This window comes from Microcoleus sp. PH2017_28_MFU_U_A, assembly GCF_020738035.1.
Taxonomy (GTDB): domain Bacteria; phylum Cyanobacteriota; class Cyanobacteriia; order Cyanobacteriales; family Microcoleaceae; genus Microcoleus.
This window is the reverse complement of record NZ_JAEQCX010000062.1, coordinates 17,568-35,431: the sequence shown is the minus strand read 5'-3', so window position 1 is coordinate 35,431 and position 17,864 is coordinate 17,568. Positions and strand designations below refer to the sequence as shown.

The window sequence follows — 17,864 nt, the reverse complement described above, 5'->3', positions numbered from 1 at the left end:
CCCATTACCCATTCCCAATTCCCTATGCAAAGAATTGCCTTGTTTGGAACCAGTGCCGATCCACCTACTGCGGGACACAAAACAATCTTGAATTGGCTTGCTCAGCATTTTGATTGGGTAGCAGTTTGGGCGTCGGACAATCCTTTCAAGTCGCACCAAACATCCCTAGAACATCGATCGGCAATGCTGCTGTTAATGATTCAAGAAATTAATTCGCCCAGACACAACCTTTGCTTGCATCCAGAACTCAGCAGTCCGAGGACGCTAGAAACCGTGGAACAAGCAAGATTGCAGTGGCAGGATGCAGAGTTGACGATGGTAATAGGCTCGGATTTGGTGGGACAACTGCCTCGCTGGTACAAATTTGAACAGTTGTTAAAAGAAGTAGAGTTACTGATAGTACCGCGGCCTGGTTATCCGTCAGAACAGTTAGATTTGTGGCAGTTGAAGCGCATGGGTGCAGAAGTGGCGATCGCATCTTTGAACGCTCCCGATGTTTCTTCAACTTCCTATCGGGAAACAGGAGACACGGAAGCCCTGACTCCGACTATCGAAGATTACATTAATCGGGAGCATTTGTACGCATGGCACGAGGCACAAAAAAGAGCGAAGGTTGCTCATTAGCTGACTTTAAAGTAGGAGTAGATAATGTAATTTTCTCCGTCGATACCGTGCAGAACCGCTTGTTGGTGCTGTTGGTAATGCGGCAAGACGAACCGTTTATCGATTCTTGGAGTCTTCCCGGTACTTTGGTACGGCACGGAGAGTCTCTGGAAAATGCAGCTTACCGGATTTTGTCGGAAAAAATTCGAGTAGAAAATTTGTATCTGGAGCAACTGTATACTTTTGGAGAACCGGGACGCGATCCGAGAGAATTCACCAGGGGCGATCGCTATCTTTCGGTGAGTTACTTTGCTTTGGTGCGGTTTGAAGAAGCTGAATTGATTGCTGGAAGTGTAGTTGCAGGTGTCGGGCACCGCGTCGGCGGCATTGCTTGGTATCCCGTCCAACAAGTTCCGAAGCTAGCCTTCGATCACAATCAAATTCTCGAATACGGATACCGGCGACTCCGCAACAAACTTGAATACAGTCCCGTAGCTTTTGAAGTTTTGCCAGAGCTTTTTACTTTGAGCGATCTGTATCAATTGTATACTACTATTTTGGGGGAAAATTTTTCTGATTATTCTAATTTTAGAGCTCGATTGTTGAAATTGGGCTTTTTGTGCGATACCCGTGTTAAGGTTTCGCGAGGTGCAGGGCGTCCTGCTAGTTTGTACCGCTTTGATGCTGCCGCTTTTGCTCCTTTCAAAAATAAGCCCCTAGTGTTTATATAGCTGTTCCTTGGATGACCTCGCCTAAAAATAGCCGCCACCGACGCTTGCTGAGAGTCGATCGCCAAATTTTAGACTAAGGTTAAATCTCTCAGATTAATCCGTGGAGTCAATCTAAGATCTAAAATCTAAAATCTAAAATCGACTGACATTACGAGTTCAATTGAGTAATATGAGAAAACAATCTATTAAGGAGTGCAGCAGATGAAAGACCCAGATCAATGTGCTAATATTCATGAAGTTCGCGAGGAAATTGATATCATCGATCGAGAAGTGATCGATGCTTTGAGCAAGAGATTTCAATACGTCATTGCAGCAGCCAGGTTCAAAACGAGTGAAGCGAGCGTTAGAGCGCCCGATCGCTTTCAGGCTATGTTACAACAGCGACGCGAGTGGGCTTTGGAATCGGGTTTGAATCCTGATGTGGTAGAAAAACTCTACCGGGATTTGGTCAATCATTTTATTGAGGAAGAATTGAAGCGTTACAAATCTGATTCAGTTGACAGTTGACAGTTGACAGTTGACAACGACCTCTACCTAGAAGGAAGTGGATTGAAGTAATGAATCGTCTGATTTAACTTTCTCCTTAAAAGGGAGAGGCTTTCAACCAATTCTTTCTGGTAATGTTTCCCTACATTCAAGTCTAAGACTATAGGAAATTGAGTCCGCGCGAGCGGACTGCTAGCAAGATTTATTAGGTGACTTGGTAATATGAAAATTGCGATCGCACAACTCAACCCTACTATTGGTGATATCTGTGGCAACTCCAACCTAATTCTGGAGGCGGCGAAACAAGCGCAGATTGAGGGCGCAAACTTATTACTAACGCCAGAACTTTCCCTGCTGGGTTATCCGCCCCGCGATTTGTTGATGAACCCGAGTTTCATTGCAATTGCCACCGCACATTTGGAACAACTGGCGCAAGCTTTGCCACCGGAGTTAGCAGTCATTGTCGGCACTGCCGTACCTAATGCTGATGCTGTGAAACTAGGCGAGAAGTTATTATTCAACAGTGCTGTTTTGTTGCAAAATGGCGCAGTGCAACAAGTTTTTCATAAACGCTTGTTGCCTACCTATGATGTATTTGATGAAGATAGATATTTTGAACCTGGACAAAACAGTAATTATTTCACTATTGGTGAACTCAAAATTGGTGTGACAATTTGTGAGGATTTGTGGAACAATGAGGAGTTTTGGGGTAAACGCAGTTACGCGGGCGATCCTATTTCCGATTTGACAAAATTGGGCGTGGATTTAGTGGTGAATTTGTCGGCATCGCCTTATTCTGTTGGCAAGCGGGGAGTGCGATCGGCGATGTTGCAGCACAGTGTCATCCGTTCAGGAATACCGATTGTTTATGCTAATCAGGTAGGGGGAAATGATGATATTATTTTTGATGGTAGCAGTTTTGCGGTGAACCGTCAGGGGAATTTGATTCAAGTATTGGCTTCTTTTGAAACTGATTTTGCAGTGCTGGAATATGATGAAAACAAACAAGATTTGCTCGGGGGTGGGAACAGGCAAGATGCCCGTTCCACAAGTGATTTAATTTCCACAACTGATTTAAGTTTTGAACCGCCATTCGGGGATGCGGAAATTTGGGCGGCTTTGGTTTTGGGAGTCCGAGATTATGTTCGCAAATGCGGTTTTTCTAAGGTTGTACTTGGTTTGAGTGGCGGGATAGATTCGGCTTTGGTGGCGGCGATCGCCAGTTGCGCGATCGGGCCCGAAAATGTGTTAGGGGTGCTGATGCCTTCTCCTTACAGTTCGGATCATTCGGTTAATGATGCTTTGGAGTTAGCCCGAAATCTCGGAATTGCGATCGAAATGTTGCCGATCGGCGATTTGATGAAAACTTACGATCGCACTCTCGGCGATTTTTTTCTCAATACCACTTTCGGAATTGCCGAGGAAAATATCCAATCGCGCATTCGCGGCAATCTGTTGATGGCGATTTCTAATAAATTCGGACATTTGCTGCTTTCCACAGGCAATAAATCGGAAATGTCGGTGGGTTACTGCACTCTATACGGCGATATGAATGGCGGATTGGCCGTCATTTCCGATGTGCCAAAAACTCGCGTTTATTCGCTTTCTTGCTGGCTGAATGCAGGGGGATATATAGGGACTGTACTCTCATCTCCTAACAGCGAAATCATTCCAGTTAATATTATTAATAAAGCGCCGAGTGCTGAACTGAAACCGGGGCAGGTTGACCAAGATTCTTTGCCTGCTTATGATATTTTGGATGACATCTTGCAGCGGTTGATAGAACATCACGAATCTGCCCAACAAATTATCGCGGCGGGACACGATGAAGCCGTGGTTAAGCGTGTAGTAAAATTAGTCAGGCAATCGGAGTTTAAACGGCGACAAGCAGCCCCGGGCTTGAAAATTAGCGATCGAGCTTTTGGTACCGGTTGGCGGATGCCGATCGCCAAATCTTCCTCTTATGAAACGCATCATTAAACGCAAAATGGTTAACATCGGCGGTACTTTCGGCTTCGATTTTCTTCTGGGAACTCCCGGAAGCGATACTATGAGAGGATTTGCAGGGAATGACACTATTCAAGGTTTGGCGGGGAATGACCTGATTTTTGGCGATCGCGACAATGACTCGATCGCCGGAAACGAAGGCGCCGATACGCTGTTTGGAGGTCAAGGAAGCGATACAATCTATGGAGGACAAGGTGAAGATGCGATTAATGGCGATCGGGGGAACGATTTACTAATCGGCGGCGATGGCAAAGATATCTTGACAGGAGGCGCGGGCGATGATTTATTTGTGTTTGAAAGCACCTCTGCTGCATCTACTGTCACCCAAGCCGATGTTATTACAGATTTTGGCAGCGGCAATGATAAAATTGTCTTGACAGAAGGCATCAAGTTTAGCGATTTGAATATTTCTGTTTCTGAGAACCAAACTGTGATGCAAAATAAAAATTCTGGTAACTATTTAGGAGTAGTTTCAGGAAGATTTAATTTGACTGAATCAAACTTTATCTCAATGTTTGGTGGGATAGATATGGGTCAACTTTTACCAGTTTCTGTAAATGCGATTTTGGGCGATCGGGCGATCGGGCTGGAAGTGGCAAAAACTCCCCAAGAACAAGCAATTGGCTTAATGTTTCGCACAGAATTGCCCGATGACAGGGGAATGCTTTTCGCGATCGCCCCCCCGCGCAATGTGCGTTTCTGGATGAGAAACGTGCAAATCGAGCTCGATATGATTTTTCTGCGCGAAGGGGTAGTGCAGGCGATAATTCCCAACGTACCGCCCTGTTTCAGCGACACCTGCCCCAACTACGGCCCCGATGTTCCCGTTGACGGAGTGATCGAGCTCAAAGGCGGTAGGGCGGCCCAGTTGGGACTCAAAGTGGGCGATCGAATTCCAAATTTGCCCTAAAAGGTATAGCCCTTCTCAGATAGGTTCGCGGACGTTGTTGGGCTTGGGCTCTCTTTGTTTAAGCGGTTATATAAGCTGTCAGTCATACCTCATCTTTCTGATAAATGCTATATATGATATCATGTCTGTTTGATTCGGAATTGTATGATGTTAAATTTTGTAGGGGCGGGTTCACCAACAATAATTGCCCATAATCTACAATCTCATAAACCCGCCCCCGCCCATGCTATCGGACATGATATGATTCTGTAAAAACATTCAACATTTTTGCATCCAATGAATCCTATTGAATTAACAATAATCCCCAATCAAACTCAAGACGGTTTAGCCTACCAACATTTACGCTTACGAATTACTACTCAAGACGGTATTATTATACCAGATGATTTACAAGGTTTGAAAATCCCTCAAAATGTTCAATTCAGCCAAGGAATTGTCATTGAAGGTAGAGGAGCAATTTGGCTGTACGGGTATTTAGTGCACGAATGCCATCCTGCTGCTTGGGTTGGATGTTACGATCCGCGACTAGAAGGCGCCGTGGTAGTAGCAACTCATAAGCACGAAGTATCAGTGGGACAAATAATCAAATTGAACTTACCAACTTAGTAATTTGGTTCGTAGTGAGGACTTCAGTCCGCATCCATAGAAGGACTAAAGTCCTCACTACAAACAAATTGTACAACGTTATTCGATAAAACTTTTCAAAATACCGATAATTTTGCCAGGATTGCCCACAAAATACTCATTGATATCGATCGATATAGTTTGTTCTTCTAGCTGCATAAATTTCCAGAGACTTCCCGTTGTCACAACTCCGTAAACCTTCTTAATTTCATTGCCTTTTTGTTGGTTAAACAATTGAGCTGCGATCGTTTCAGCCATACATTGAGCCAAACCAGATTCTATATTATCATTTTTGGCTTCGACTAAAGCAATAACCGGCGCTTCGATAATTAACTGTTCCGGCGATTGGCTAATCAGGAAATCGCAAAATCCGTTTAAACCTCTCAGGCTATCTACCGTAAAATCTTTACCGGAAAATAAAGCTATTCGATTGTCAAATTGTTTTCTGAGTTCAATCAAAATTGGCGCTACAGCGGTTCTCAGAAAGATGAGGTACGTTGTTGGGCTTCAGCCCTCTTAATTTAAGGGTTATATAAGCTGTCAGTCATACCTCATCTTTTTGAGAAAGGCTATACAATCATTTCCGATCGAGATTTGTCCGAGTTAATCGCCAGAGCTAACGGAATATTGTACTCTAGGGTTTCTGATAAAAACTGGCTGTAGGTAGCTTCTGGAATCTCTGCAAACAGTCCGAATTGCTCGCAAAAAGTTATTCCAAATTCTGACTTGATTTGTTCGAGCCTAAATTGGCTGTAGGGCATTGAAAAGACCCTCTAATAAAATAGAGTGGTAAAATTATATTTTATCACGCGATCGCCCAAAAAACCTTTAATTTTAATTAATATTTATCCTTTCACTTTCACAGGCAAAACGATCGCAAACTCAGTGCCAACTCCAGACTGGGACTTCGCCTCGATAGTGCCGCCATGTTTTTCTACCACAATCTGATGGGCAATTGCCAACCCCAATCCCGTTCCTTTCCCGACAGCTTTTGTCGTGAACAAATGGTCGAATATCTGTTTTTTTACTTCTTCTGGCATCCCGGTTCCGTTATCAGCAATTTGAATTATAATATAATCTTCCCCAATTAAATTAGTGCAAATCGTGATGCGGTTGGGATTGACAGCAATTTCGTGAAAAGTGCGTCCAATATTTAACTCTTCTAAGGCATCGATCGCATTGGCAAGTAAGTTCATAAAAACTTGATTTAATTGACCGGGAAAACATTCAATTTTAGGGATATTACCGTATTTAGCTATCACTTCAATCTGCGGGCGATTTTCGTTAGCTTTTAGACGGTGTTTCAAAATCAAAATAGCGCTATCAATGCCGTCGTGAATATTAAAAGGAACTTTGTAGTCTTTATCGCCTCGGGAGAATGTACGCAAACTGGTGCTGATGCTGGAAATGCGATCGCACCCGACTTGCATGGAATTAATCATCTTCGGTAAATCTTCCAAGAGATAATCGATATCTATCTCTTCGGCATGGTTCGCAATTTCCGATTTGGGTGCATCAGAGCGATACAATTCTAAGTGTTCTATTACATCCCCGAAACTTCTTTTAGCTTCACTTAAATTGCCCGAAATAAACCCAATCGGATTGTTAATTTCGTGGGCGACTCCGGCAACTAAATTACCTAAAGCCGACATTTTCTCATTTTGTACGAGTTGCAGTTGCGTTTGTTGTAAGTCTTTTAAAGTTTGTTCGAGGCGCTGATTTTGCTCTTGCAAAAGTTCCTGTGCTCGCTTACGCTCGGTGGCATCAACACCCAAACCAATAATCCCGATCCTCTCGCCATCGGATTTTTTTAACTGCACTTTTGTGACTTCTAAATAGTGCAGTTTGCCGTCCACAAACATTAGAGTTTCGTTGGAGTAATGTGGCGAATCTTGGGCAAGACAGGCTGCATCTGAAACCAGGCAATTCGCTGCATTTTCTCCGAGTATATCTTTGTAATGTTCGACAGCTAGTAAAGCGGAGAGAGGCACACCGATATCTTGACAAAAAGTGTTGTTGAAAAAGTGTACTTTTCCATGAGGATTAACCATCCAAATCCAAATCGGAGCGACATCAAGAATCGCTTGCAGCATTTGTTTTTGCTCGGCAAGCTGAACTTCTGTTCGGCTGACTTTTGTTAGCATTCGCTCTAATTTTTGGCTGTAATCCTGAGAATTTTTATATAGCAGAGCATTTGACAAACTGATGGCTGCTTGAGAACACAGGAGATTGAGATATTGCAGCCGATCGCGCGTAAAAACTCTTGCAGTTAACAGATTCTCTAGATACAAAATGCCGACTAACTTGTCTCGATCGAGAATCGGCAAACACGACAGGCTCTGCGGTTGGTATTTGAGGATGTAGGAGTCGGACTCCCAATCACATTGTTGAGGAATGTCCCGCAAAATCACAGGTTTTAACAATTCTTTAACGCAATCAACAATGTTTAGGGGCAGGATATCGCTGTTTTTATCGAGTGTTGCGGATGATAAGTCGATCGCTCGATCGACACCCAAATTGTCGATCGCTCTTGCAGCAGCAATTTCCCATTGATTGCCGTTTTGCAAAATCAGCACTCCTTTGTCAACGCCTGTATTTCTCATCGCCAGTTGTATCAGTTTGGCAATTAGTTGATCGAGATCTCTTTCACTAGAAAGCGCTTGACAAGCTTTTAGCAGAGTTGAAAAATTCCCAAAATCTGAGACTGTCGCCGACACAGACGGATTCATCAATGAAGGTACAGATTGATTTTGTTTGACAGGTATCGCGAAGGTTGCTAATGAATCTGTAGCGAGTTTAGCAGGCTGCAAAATCGCTGACAACAATTGAGGATAGCATTTTTCTAATTCATCAATTTTGGCTCGATCTCCCCAGCGCAGATAGCAATCATAGGTGTCTATCATGTAGACTGTAGCAATTTTTTCTCTTCCCAATGACAGGTAAAACTTAGCAGCGAGTTCGCAAGCAAGAGCTTCTTCATTCAAAAAATCGTTAGCTTTAGCTCCGGCAATAGCTCGATCGTAAAGTTCCATTGCTTCTGTAGTCTTCCCAAAAACGCGAAGCCATTCTGCTTCAACCAGATCTAATTTGTGCTGGTGACTATTCGGGTTACGCTGCGCGAATTCTTTGAGGTTTTTTTGAATTACAAAAACACGTTTTAGGATTTGTTTTCGCTTTGTCGGTGCGGCATCTTCATAGATTGCTAAATCTGCCAGCGCATCGTAAAATTCGTGCATCATAGTTACTAGCATTACAACACAACTTTCCCATGAATCTTGTTGGTATCTCCCTGTCTAACTACTTCGGATTGCGGCTGGAATTTATTGCCGATCCGGCGTCTATTTGTGCTAAGATTTATTCCGTTTTATCTGGCAGGTTACTATAAATAAAACTTCCCAGATAGGAATCTTTCATATATTTTAAAATAACTGACCTCCTTTCGATTTCGTCCTGGAATATCTGTTTGCTTGATGACTATTTCGAGCGATGCAATTAACTGTCACGCGATGCAACTCGACGATCGCATTCTGGCACAACCGCCTCGCAGAAGTCCACAACAAATCGGTAACTGCGGGCGTAGGTTTTTATACTGCGGGCAGGAATTGCGCCCGGAATATCTAGATTTTTGGTCGTTTCGCGCCGATCGGGAAACTACAAGAGTTTGCTACAGGCGGGTTAGCGGTTTCAATCGCCCACAGCCCCGAAAGCGGTTCGATAAATCGGTGTAAAATTCGCGATCGGGCGATCTCCAGGCATTACCGCAGTCAAATGTACTGCATCTATTGTTGCATCCATATTGGCTGACCCCAAGCCAGGAATTAAGTTGAAAATAGTTAGTGTATCTATCTTAGGGCATAAACAGCATAATTTTCGAGCTTTCGAGCTAAAATTCTACTGATCTACTACGGAATAGTATTTTATACTGGGACGATCGGGATTAGAGTTAATTACTTACGTATAAGTTTCTGCGGTTAATATTAAATGCCTTATATGAACGCAAAACACTGGTGTCTTGCGTATTAATGCGCCAATGCAGTGTGCCTAAAAATACTTGTTAATGTTCAGTAAATCTAATATATGAGAATTGGAAATTGGGCATTGGGCATCGGCCAAAGAGGGCATCGGGAATTGGTTGTTATTAATTATCACCAACAACCAACAAATAACAACCAACAAATAACAACCAACAAATAACAACCAACAAATAACAACTGACAAATAACAACTGACAACTGACTACTAAGAGGGCGGGCACGGGGGCACCGCCCCTACTAACTACTGACTACTGACTACTGACTACTGACTACTGACTACTGACTACTTTCGCCCGAGCAACAAATAAGTCATCATTTCTCCTTTACCTTTAATTTCAACAGCACCGCGCATTTTAAAGGAAAAATTATCTTTCAAACGCTCATAAACCGCAGCAGTCACCTGAATTTCTCCCGGAATACCGTTTGATTCCATCCGGTGAGCAACATTCACTGTATCCCCCCACAAATCGTAACTAAATTTAGTTAAACCAATGACTCCCGCCACCACCCCACCAATATTTATCCCAATGCGGAGACTAAAAGTTTGATTGTGTTTGAGATTGAAGCTAGCGAGAGCAGCTTGCATATCGAGTGCCATTTGGGCGATCGCCTCTGCGTGATTTTCTTGCGGTTGGGGCAAACCGCCGACTACCATGTAAGCATCACCAATAGTTTTGATTTTCTCTAAACCGTGCTCTAACGATAACCGATCGAATTGACTAAAAATTTGATTGAGAACTTTCACCGTTTCTGCCGCACTTTTTTGAGATGCAAAATTTGTAAATCCCACCAAATCAGCGAATAAAACGCTGACATCCGAAAAGCTGTCAGCAATTATGCTTTGTCCTTCCTGCAAGCGATCGGCAATCGGTTTAGGCAAAATATTTAAGAGCAATTCTTCAATTTCTTCTTTCTGAAATTTGGTTGTTTCCAAGAGCAACCGCGTTTCAATTTCTGCCTCTTCCCGAGAAGCAATTTCCCGCTGCAACATCTGATTTTTATGCGTAAGTTGCAGTTCTAATTCCCGCAGCCGCAATTGATTTTCAACCCTAGCTAGCACTTCTACTGCTTCAAAAGGTTTAATAATGTAATCCACCCCGCCAATATTAAAGGCTTTCACCTTATGAGAAACTTCTACCAAAGCACTCAGAAAAATAATGGGAATGCCGCGAGTGCGATCGCTAGCTTTCAAGCGACTGCAAACTTCATAGCCATCGATCCCAGGCATCATAATATCTAGCAAAATTAAGTCAGGTTGAGTCAACTCCACAGCTTCGAGTCCCCGTTGGCCGCTAGATGCAAGTCGTACTTCATAGCCTTTTTTCGACAAGATTCGCTCCAGTAAACTTAAATTGTTAAGAGTGTCGTCAATAATTAAAATACTGCCCCTGAATTTTTCAAAAGATAGTTGATTCATCAGCTTGCTAGGAAGTTAGTTAAACTTATAGCCTTTCTCAGAAAGATGAGGTACTCATGGGCATCGGGGATAGGGCATCGGGCATCGGGCATACCTCACTTTTTTGAGAACCGCTATAAGATTGGTTTAAATTCAAAACTTACGCACGGTGCATCGAAATCTTTTTTTTCATGAAACTACTTGTTGAAGCAGGGAGAAAGAGCGATTGGCCCTATTTTTGATGTACGAATGCCTCCTTGACTCAAATGTATACTAATTTGTCAGGCACAACAAAAGCTTTGCCAAAAACTTCATGTTGTGGGTAAATTCGATCGCCCTCCATGTAGATTGATTGACTGGTAAGTTGATTGACTGCTTGGTACCCGTTTTGAAAACAAACATATCGCACTATTCCCACCGCTGTTGCAATTTACACTACACTCATGGACTTACTGGCACAGTTGGCGGGGCTAATTTTCCCGAAATTCTTAGTATAGCTGGATTTAAAAGTACGATCGACATGGCGGGCGATCGAGAAATGGGCGTGATTTTTTCGTCATATCATCCCTGAGTCTCTGGTGCCACATTTTATTAAGAAATAATACAATAATTTTACACATGGGGAAACTCGGGAAGGGAGCAAGTCAAACCATGCGATTAGCGATCGGATCGAGTACAATTTTGATAAGATTTAAGATTCAGAAAAAATTTGCTATTGTCCGTCGGGGTAACAACAATGAGCGATCGACCAATCATTCTCGGTATTGTCGGAGACAGCGCAGCAGGCAAAACCACCCTGACGCGGGGAATTGCCCAAGTATTGGGGCCAGAAAATGTCACTGTGATTTGCACAGACGACTATCATAGGTATGACAGACAGCAGCGCGCCGAAATCGGGCTCACAGCACTGCATCCCGACTGCAATTACCTCGACATCATGCAGCAGCACCTCAGCCTGCTGCGTACAGGTCAAGCAATTCTCAAACCCATATACAACCACCACTCAGGTACATTCGATCCCCCGGAATACATCAAGCCAGAAAAATTTGTAATAGTTGAAGGTTTGCTGGGTTACTCAACCCGAACCATCCGCGATTCTTACGATGTCAAAGTGTATCTTGCTCCCCCAGAAGAGTTGCGAACTCAGTGGAAAGTTAAGCGCGATATTATGAAGCGCGGTTATACTGAAGAACAGGTACTTGCAGAAATGGAAAAGCGGGAACCGGATTCAGAAAATTATATTCGCCCCCAGCGCAAATTTGCCGATGTTGTAGTTAGTTTTTACCCGCCAGAAGCCGACAAAGAATCAAATTTGAGCGTGCGTTTAGTCCTGAGACCAACAATTCCTCACCCTGATTTTACTGAGATTTTAGCTCAAGGCAGCGATAGTTTTAAACCGGCCATTCGTTTGGGACTCGATCGCGATATGGGGAAACCAGTAGATGTTTTAGAAGTAGACTCCCACGCTACGAGCGAACAAGTAAACGAACTGGAAAAGATTTTGTGCAACGAAATGCCCCACCTGCGGGGATTTTGCAGTGCCCAAGGCAACCCGGAAATTGGCAAACTAATCGGCACAACTGGCGAAGTTTTGCAAAGTTACCCGCTAGCTTTGACGCAGTTGCTAGTTGCATATCACATGATGAAAGCAATTCATGTGTATTAGTTAGTTGTTAGTTGTTAGTTGGCAGTTGGCAGTTGGCAGTTGGCAGTTGGCAGTTGGCAGTTGGCAGTTGGCAGTTGTTGGTTGTTAGTTATTATTGCCATAACCAATAACCAATAACCAATAACCAATAACCAATAACCAATAACTAATGTGAGGGCAAAGTCTGATTAACTGTCGCCAATTGCTGAACTTGCAGCGATACTGGCAACTGACTTTGAGGTGCGGGAACCATTTCGCCTCGGAAGTCGAGGAGAGTGACGAGCAGCAGGTAGGCAACTGCTAGGATTACAGAAATGACGCCGGTGATAATAGCAATAATTTTTGAACGTTCCATATTCAGAAAAATTTAAGTGCAGCTAATCTTAGTTTAACATTAAATGGAGCAATTATTAAGAGACTTATGCAATACAATATAATCAGGTGCTACTTATTTTTATGACGAAAATGGAACCTGTTATAGATGCGCCAACTTCCACCCAGATGCCAGGGGCTACCCCAGTGGTGCAAACATTCGATCTGGGGAAGTTCTACCGTACTGGCTTCTGGATGAACGAAAAGATTGAATCGCTCAAAAATTGCACTCTGACTGTCTCTGAGGGGGAAACTTTCGGGCTGTTAGGGCAGAATGGAGCGGGGAAAACTACGCTGCTGAAGACTTTGCTGGGGATAGTGCGGCCGACTTCTGGCAGGGCGCTGTTGTTGGGGAAGCCTTTGGGCGATCGCACTGTGAAGCAACGAGTCGGCTATTTGCCAGAAAATCCCTATTTTTACGATTATCTCACGGGCTGGGAATTTTTGCAATTTGCGGCGGGCTTATTTCAAATCCCCCCCTCGATTCAGCGGCAGCGAATTCCGCATTTACTAGATTTAGTTGGGCTAGCTCAATCGGCGGCAATTAAAAAACAGTTGCGCCAGTATTCTAAGGGAATGCTGCAACGGATCGGCATGGCTCAAGCTTTGATTAACAATCCCGATGTAGTATTTTTGGATGAGCCGATGTCTGGTTTAGATCCGATGGGGCGCTATCAGATGCGGGAGATAATTTTATCGCTGAAAAATCAAGGGAAAACGATTTTTTTTAATTCGCACGTACTCTCGGATGTGGAGAAGATTTGCGATCGGGTGGCAATTTTGGCTCGCGGTGAGTTAATCTGTGTTGGTGCGATCGATGAACTTTTGGGTAATACTAAAACTTACCGAGTTCAAGGTAAGGGTGGCCATTTGAATATTCTGCAAAAATGGATACCGGATATGGAAGTTGATAATGATTTATGGTACGGTCATTTGCAGGGACATCCGAAGGACTTTATTGCAAATTTGAGTGCGATGGGAGGGCAGCTAATTGGGATGAATTTGGCTAAGCCTTCTTTGGAAGAGTTTTTTATTCAGCAACTGCAAGAAAGAGGTATTTATTCGAGCAGTTGAAATAGGGATATTTGTTGAAAACGGCTACCGCCGAGGCCAGATCCGATCGATGGACAGGATGAAAACCCTGCCAAGAATAACTTGCTTGTTTTTCTTGGCATCAACCGCCCGAGTTAGGTGATGTTAGACAGGCCATGCAATCGCAGTTTGACCTTAGAATCCCCGCGCTTTTACGTGCCCGGAGTATGTCCGCGACGGAACCAAGCGAATATATTAAAATCTCCCTGCATTTTCTGCAATTCTTGTTGGTGCTGCTTGGCTGTAGCATAATACCACTGGCAATAAAGCTCAAATTCTTGACGGTATTTAACTTCGTCATAAAACTCACGGACAACTTGATGTCTCTGAAAAATTTCAGCCGTTGGAGTCGGTTCTGGGACAATGTTTTGTAGCTCGTGGGGCAACATAATTGTTTGGGGGCGACTGTGGCAAATATTTGGTGTGATTACTTTAAGTTAACACATTAAATCCTCGAATTTTAGATTTGGGATTTTAGAATTTATAAGATTTATAAAAAATCGTGCGTTGAGTTGGTTTATTCAGAGATTGTCGTGCTGGTGCGTCGCTGGGTAGATTTTTAGGATCGCAAATTAAATAATTTACAGAAGTTCGTGGGATGGGCGGGACGCCCGTCCTCTCTGGACGGGCGGGACGCCCATCCCACAATAATCATCATCAATATTGTTGCATTGATTGTTCTTGCTTGATATTAGTTAAAATTCTGCAATCCCAAATCCAAAATCCAGAATCTAAAATCCATTAAAGCCATCCCCGCAGGCGATATACGATTAAGCCGATGTATTCTTTTAGAGCTTTAGTAGATTGGTGTAGATAATAGGTATCCGGCAATAAGTCGAGGGCGAATGCTAGCCCGTTGCTTTGAGATGTGGCGATATCCTGCTGGGTTATCTGAAAATCTGTTGGTGCTGGGATTACTTTTATTCCCTGGCGCTGAAAAATCAAGAGGGATCGAGTCATGTGCATCGCCGATGTCACTAGCAAAACGGGCTTTTTGATGTTTTTTGCGTCTAAGATTTGCCGCACGTTGACGGCATTTTGATAGGTGTTGTGGGAATCGGGATCTTGCAGAATTGCTGATGCCGGTATGCCCATTGTTTGGGCAATTTCTGCCATATCTGCCGATTCGGGAGAGCCCTCACCTTTCCAATCTACTCTACCGCCACTGAGCACTAACAGGGGAGCTTTGCCTTGACGGTAAAGTCGGGAAGCGTATATTATACGATCGCCCGCTTCCCCCAATTCTACCCAAGGGCGGGGCGCTAGTCCTGCTTTCACACCGCCACCCAACACGATAATCGCTTCAGCTTGAGGGAACTCGGCGGTTGGTAAATTTTGCCATTCGAGCGATCGCACTAACGATTTTGACACCCAACCGCTACTCCCAAGCAGTAAAATAATTAGAGCCCCAGCCATTGGTGCTGCCGCCCATTTGGGATGCTTCCAAAGCACGATTAAAGCCGCCATCATTAACAGGCAACTGAACCCCAAAGGATAAATAAACAGCGGTAAAAGTTTAGACAGAAATACAAACATTCAGGAAGTAATTAAAATTGCTCGTTAGCGGGAATTCGGAATTCGGAATTGGGCATTGGGCATTGGGCATTGGGAATTGGTAGAGTTATTGCCAAGATTTTATTAATAAGAAAACCACAGATTAAAGGCAGATGTACCGAGATAAACGCAGATATGGCTTTTCTCAAAAAGATGAGGTATGACTGACAGCTTATATAACCACTAAACTCAGATAAACTCAGAGGGCTAAAGCCCAACAACGTACTTCATCTTTCTGAGAACCGCTATATTTTTAAAATAGGCAAGCTTGGGAGTGGCAGGGATCTGCTAACTATTTTGGTCTAAAAGTTTAATTTTTATGATTGAGTTTTGAAGTTTACACTGTTAAAATTAAAGCTCAAAACTCAATACTAAAAACAAATCGGTGCTAGCGACGATCCTCAGGCTCTGATAGCCAGTCAAAGAATGAAGTAGGCTCACGCCGGGAGGTTTTGTATTTATGCCCGTCTACTTCCACGACTTCTTTATTGAGGATAGCATCCGAGGTTTTCTCCTTGGAACGTGTATTCGGGTTGAGTAGTAGTTCATTGTGCCACCAAGCAACCATTAAGCCTGCTGCCACGCCGCCGAGGACACCAAGGCCAATACTCACGGGCAGACTACATCCTACTAAGCGAAACCCAACGGTAAACAACACGAACCAGATCAGCGCGGGGTTAAACCCCTTGGAGTCTCCGTTAAATTTTGCCATGAGCTGCAAGTTATTTTTGTAATAATACAGAAAGATATTGACAATATTAGCAGAGAATGAAATTCATCGCGGGCGATCGCACTCCAACTACTTCCCACAAATCAAATTTAATTGTACATCTAAGTCTTGTGCGGTATCTACAACGTTTAGAGAAATTTGCTCTAATTGTGTAAAAGGTTCTGCTTCTGCTTGCTGCGAGGTCAATAGTTCTGCTGTGGCGTCGGCAATATCGCCTCTGCGCTGTTGCAGTCGTTGTCGCAATACTGCCATTGGTGCGGTGCAGTAAACGATTTGCAGGGGCAAGCCGTGGGATTGAGCCAGATTCATCGCATCGGTTCTCCAGTTTTGGCGATCGAACTTAGCATCTAAAATCACATCCCAACCTCGGTCAGCCAGCATTATCCCCAACTCTAACAATCTACCATAAGTCCGTGCCGTCATCTCATCCGAGTACAAATCTTGACCACCGCGTTCATTTAAAGGAATTCCCCCTAAATGTTTGCGAACAGCATCGGATCTAATGTGAATCGCCCCAGTGTGGCGGGCCAAATATCGAGCCGCTGTACTTTTCCCAGAACCAGACAAACCAGACATCAAAGTTAACTTTCCCGAGCGCGGCTTTGTGTATTCCCAAGCCAGTTTGTAGTAATGAGCGGCACTCTGTGAAATCTGTGCTTTTTCATTAGTAGAAACCGCTTCATCGTCCAACATTAACGAAGTTACTTTTGCTCTCACATAAGCTTGACGGCTCAAATACAGCGGCAGCACTTGCAGTCCTTCCCAATCGCCTGTTTGTTCGACGTAAGTATTGAGAAAAACATTTCCTAAATCTCTGCGCCCCCGCGATTCCAAATCCATGACGGTGAAAGCAATATCGTACATGACATCCACAAAGCGAAAATGCTCGTTAAATTCAATGCAGTCAAACAGCAATATTTTATCTTGCCACCAAGCGATGTTCCGCAAGTGCAAATCTCCGTGACACTCGCGAATTTTATTGTTAGCAATCCGTCGCTCGAACAAGTCTTGATTTTCATCAAAAAACGCATCAGTATAATCTTTAGTTTCCCGATATTGACTCGCAGTCTGCGGCCCGCCGATATATTTTTGGGAAATCCGGTAGTTGTTATCTATTGCTGTACGAATCTGAGTGACTTCGCCAAATTTGCGAATGTAGCTATTACTAACTGCCCTGCTGTGAAACCTAGCAACTTCGCGCCCTAAGTCTGCCATAATTTGCTCGGTCAATAGTCCGTGTTCCAACAAACTGAGCAACAGTGAATCTTGAGGAAACTGCCGCATTTTAAGCGCGTATTCTACAGCAACTTGGGTGGGATTTACATCTGGTGAATTACTGCCAAATTGAAACGCATCGCCACTTTGAATAATTGGCAAAACTTCGAGATAAATTTCCGGTGCTGTGCGTCGGTTCATTTCCAATTCTTGGATGCAGAAATGCTGCCGTTTCTCCACAGTCGAATAGTCCAAAAAGCCAAAATCGACTGGCTTCTTGATTTTGTAAGTATAATCTCCAGTCAGCAGGACAAAGGAAATGTGAGTCTGAATTAGTTGCACTGGTTCTGTCACCCCGTGCGGGTAAAACCCGGGCTGCAACATCTGCTGAATCAGAGGTGGGAGACAAGTCATATCGATTTTGGATTTTAGATTTTAGATTTTGGATTGAGGATTTTTAGATTG

At 43.7% G+C, this 17,864-nt stretch carries 19 protein-coding genes; 10 read left to right on the top strand and 9 right to left on the bottom strand.

From position 1 onward, the window contains the following. Positions 1–24: 24 nt before the first annotated feature. The 6 genes from JGK14_RS15875 (at position 25) to crn3 (ending at position 5,343) form a co-directional block, all read left to right on the top strand. Positions 25–624 (top strand): nicotinate-nucleotide adenylyltransferase, encoded by a 600-nt coding sequence (locus JGK14_RS15875; RefSeq protein ID WP_293190241.1) that lies wholly within the window; start codon positions 25–27, stop codon positions 622–624. Further along, entirely contained in the window at positions 585–1,334 is a 750-nt protein-coding gene (locus JGK14_RS15870; protein ID WP_293190239.1) for an NUDIX hydrolase, read from the top strand. The genes JGK14_RS15875 and JGK14_RS15870 overlap by 40 nt, the downstream gene beginning before the upstream one ends. Positions 1,335–1,535: 201 nt before the next feature. Beyond that, positions 1,536–1,841: an isochorismate lyase gene (locus tag JGK14_RS15865; RefSeq protein ID WP_293182391.1), complete on the top strand. Its 306-nt coding sequence runs from the start codon at positions 1,536–1,538 to the stop codon at positions 1,839–1,841. A 201-nt stretch (positions 1,842–2,042) separates the two neighbouring features. After that, the gene (locus JGK14_RS15860; RefSeq protein WP_325315260.1) at positions 2,043–3,800 is read left to right on the top strand and encodes an NAD+ synthase; all 1,758 of its coding nucleotides are present in this window, start codon (positions 2,043–2,045) and stop codon (positions 3,798–3,800) included. After that, positions 3,784–4,737, top strand: coding sequence for a DUF192 domain-containing protein (locus tag JGK14_RS15855; RefSeq protein ID WP_293190235.1), 954 nt, complete (start codon positions 3,784–3,786; stop codon positions 4,735–4,737). The genes JGK14_RS15860 and JGK14_RS15855 overlap by 17 nt, the downstream gene beginning before the upstream one ends. 276 nt (positions 4,738–5,013) lie before the next feature. Continuing rightward, a complete protein-coding gene (gene crn3 / locus JGK14_RS15850) occupies positions 5,014–5,343 on the top strand; it encodes a CRISPR-associated ring nuclease Crn3/Csx3 (RefSeq protein WP_293182385.1) in 330 nt (109 codons plus the stop codon). A gap of 78 nt (positions 5,344–5,421) precedes the next feature. Here the strand turns inward: crn3 and JGK14_RS15845 are convergent, their stop codons facing one another. From JGK14_RS15845 to JGK14_RS15835, 3 genes are all read right to left on the bottom strand, one after another. After that, positions 5,422–5,820 (bottom strand): hypothetical protein, encoded by a 399-nt coding sequence (locus JGK14_RS15845; RefSeq protein ID WP_293182383.1) that lies wholly within the window; start codon positions 5,818–5,820, stop codon positions 5,422–5,424. A 110-nt stretch (positions 5,821–5,930) separates the two neighbouring features. Continuing rightward, complete coding sequence (locus tag JGK14_RS15840; RefSeq protein WP_293182381.1) at positions 5,931–6,122, bottom strand: hypothetical protein; 192 nt, start codon at positions 6,120–6,122, stop codon at positions 5,931–5,933. Between the two features lie 84 nt (positions 6,123–6,206). Continuing rightward, a complete protein-coding gene (locus tag JGK14_RS15835) occupies positions 6,207–8,612 on the bottom strand; it encodes a GAF domain-containing sensor histidine kinase (protein ID WP_293182379.1) in 2,406 nt (801 codons plus the stop codon). A 219-nt stretch (positions 8,613–8,831) separates the two neighbouring features. On the opposite strand from JGK14_RS15835, the gene JGK14_RS15830 reads away from it, so the two are divergent. Further along, a complete protein-coding gene (locus JGK14_RS15830; protein ID WP_293156235.1) occupies positions 8,832–9,089 on the top strand; it encodes a hypothetical protein in 258 nt (85 codons plus the stop codon). 589 nt (positions 9,090–9,678) lie between these two features. On the opposite strand, the gene JGK14_RS15825 is transcribed toward JGK14_RS15830, so the two are convergent. Next, on the bottom strand, positions 9,679–10,812 hold the full coding sequence (locus JGK14_RS15825; protein WP_293182377.1) for an adenylate/guanylate cyclase domain-containing protein: 1,134 nt from the start codon (positions 10,810–10,812) through the stop codon (positions 9,679–9,681). A 367-nt stretch (positions 10,813–11,179) separates the two neighbouring features. Here JGK14_RS15825 and JGK14_RS15820 point away from each other — a divergent pair, with 367 nt between their 5' ends. After that, on the top strand, positions 11,180–11,362 hold the full coding sequence (locus JGK14_RS15820; protein WP_293182375.1) for a hypothetical protein: 183 nt from the start codon (positions 11,180–11,182) through the stop codon (positions 11,360–11,362). A gap of 165 nt (positions 11,363–11,527) precedes the next feature. Further along, positions 11,528–12,457 (top strand): phosphoribulokinase, encoded by a 930-nt coding sequence (locus JGK14_RS15815; RefSeq protein ID WP_293197109.1) that lies wholly within the window; start codon positions 11,528–11,530, stop codon positions 12,455–12,457. Positions 12,458–12,602: 145 nt separating this feature from the next. On the opposite strand, the gene JGK14_RS15810 is transcribed toward JGK14_RS15815, so the two are convergent. Beyond that, complete coding sequence (locus JGK14_RS15810) at positions 12,603–12,791, bottom strand: hypothetical protein (RefSeq protein WP_293182371.1); 189 nt, start codon at positions 12,789–12,791, stop codon at positions 12,603–12,605. 110 nt (positions 12,792–12,901) lie between these two features. On the opposite strand from JGK14_RS15810, the gene JGK14_RS15805 reads away from it, so the two are divergent. Beyond that, a complete protein-coding gene (locus tag JGK14_RS15805) occupies positions 12,902–13,882 on the top strand; it encodes an ABC transporter ATP-binding protein (protein ID WP_325315267.1) in 981 nt (326 codons plus the stop codon). 170 nt (positions 13,883–14,052) lie between these two features. Here the strand turns inward: JGK14_RS15805 and JGK14_RS15800 are convergent, their stop codons facing one another. From JGK14_RS15800 to JGK14_RS15785, 4 genes are all read right to left on the bottom strand, one after another. Then, the gene (locus tag JGK14_RS15800) at positions 14,053–14,289 is read right to left on the bottom strand and encodes a hypothetical protein (protein WP_293156254.1); all 237 of its coding nucleotides are present in this window, start codon (positions 14,287–14,289) and stop codon (positions 14,053–14,055) included. Positions 14,290–14,641: 352 nt separating this feature from the next. Continuing rightward, positions 14,642–15,436: a YdcF family protein gene (locus JGK14_RS15795; RefSeq protein ID WP_293190229.1), complete on the bottom strand. Its 795-nt coding sequence runs from the start codon at positions 15,434–15,436 to the stop codon at positions 14,642–14,644. Positions 15,437–15,842: 406 nt separating this feature from the next. Next, the gene (locus JGK14_RS15790; RefSeq protein ID WP_293156260.1) at positions 15,843–16,166 is read right to left on the bottom strand and encodes a hypothetical protein; all 324 of its coding nucleotides are present in this window, start codon (positions 16,164–16,166) and stop codon (positions 15,843–15,845) included. A gap of 87 nt (positions 16,167–16,253) precedes the next feature. After that, positions 16,254–17,813, bottom strand: a complete 1,560-nt coding sequence (locus JGK14_RS15785) for a bifunctional aminoglycoside phosphotransferase/ATP-binding protein (protein ID WP_293190227.1) — start codon at positions 17,811–17,813, stop codon at positions 16,254–16,256. Positions 17,814–17,864: the final 51 nt, after the last annotated feature.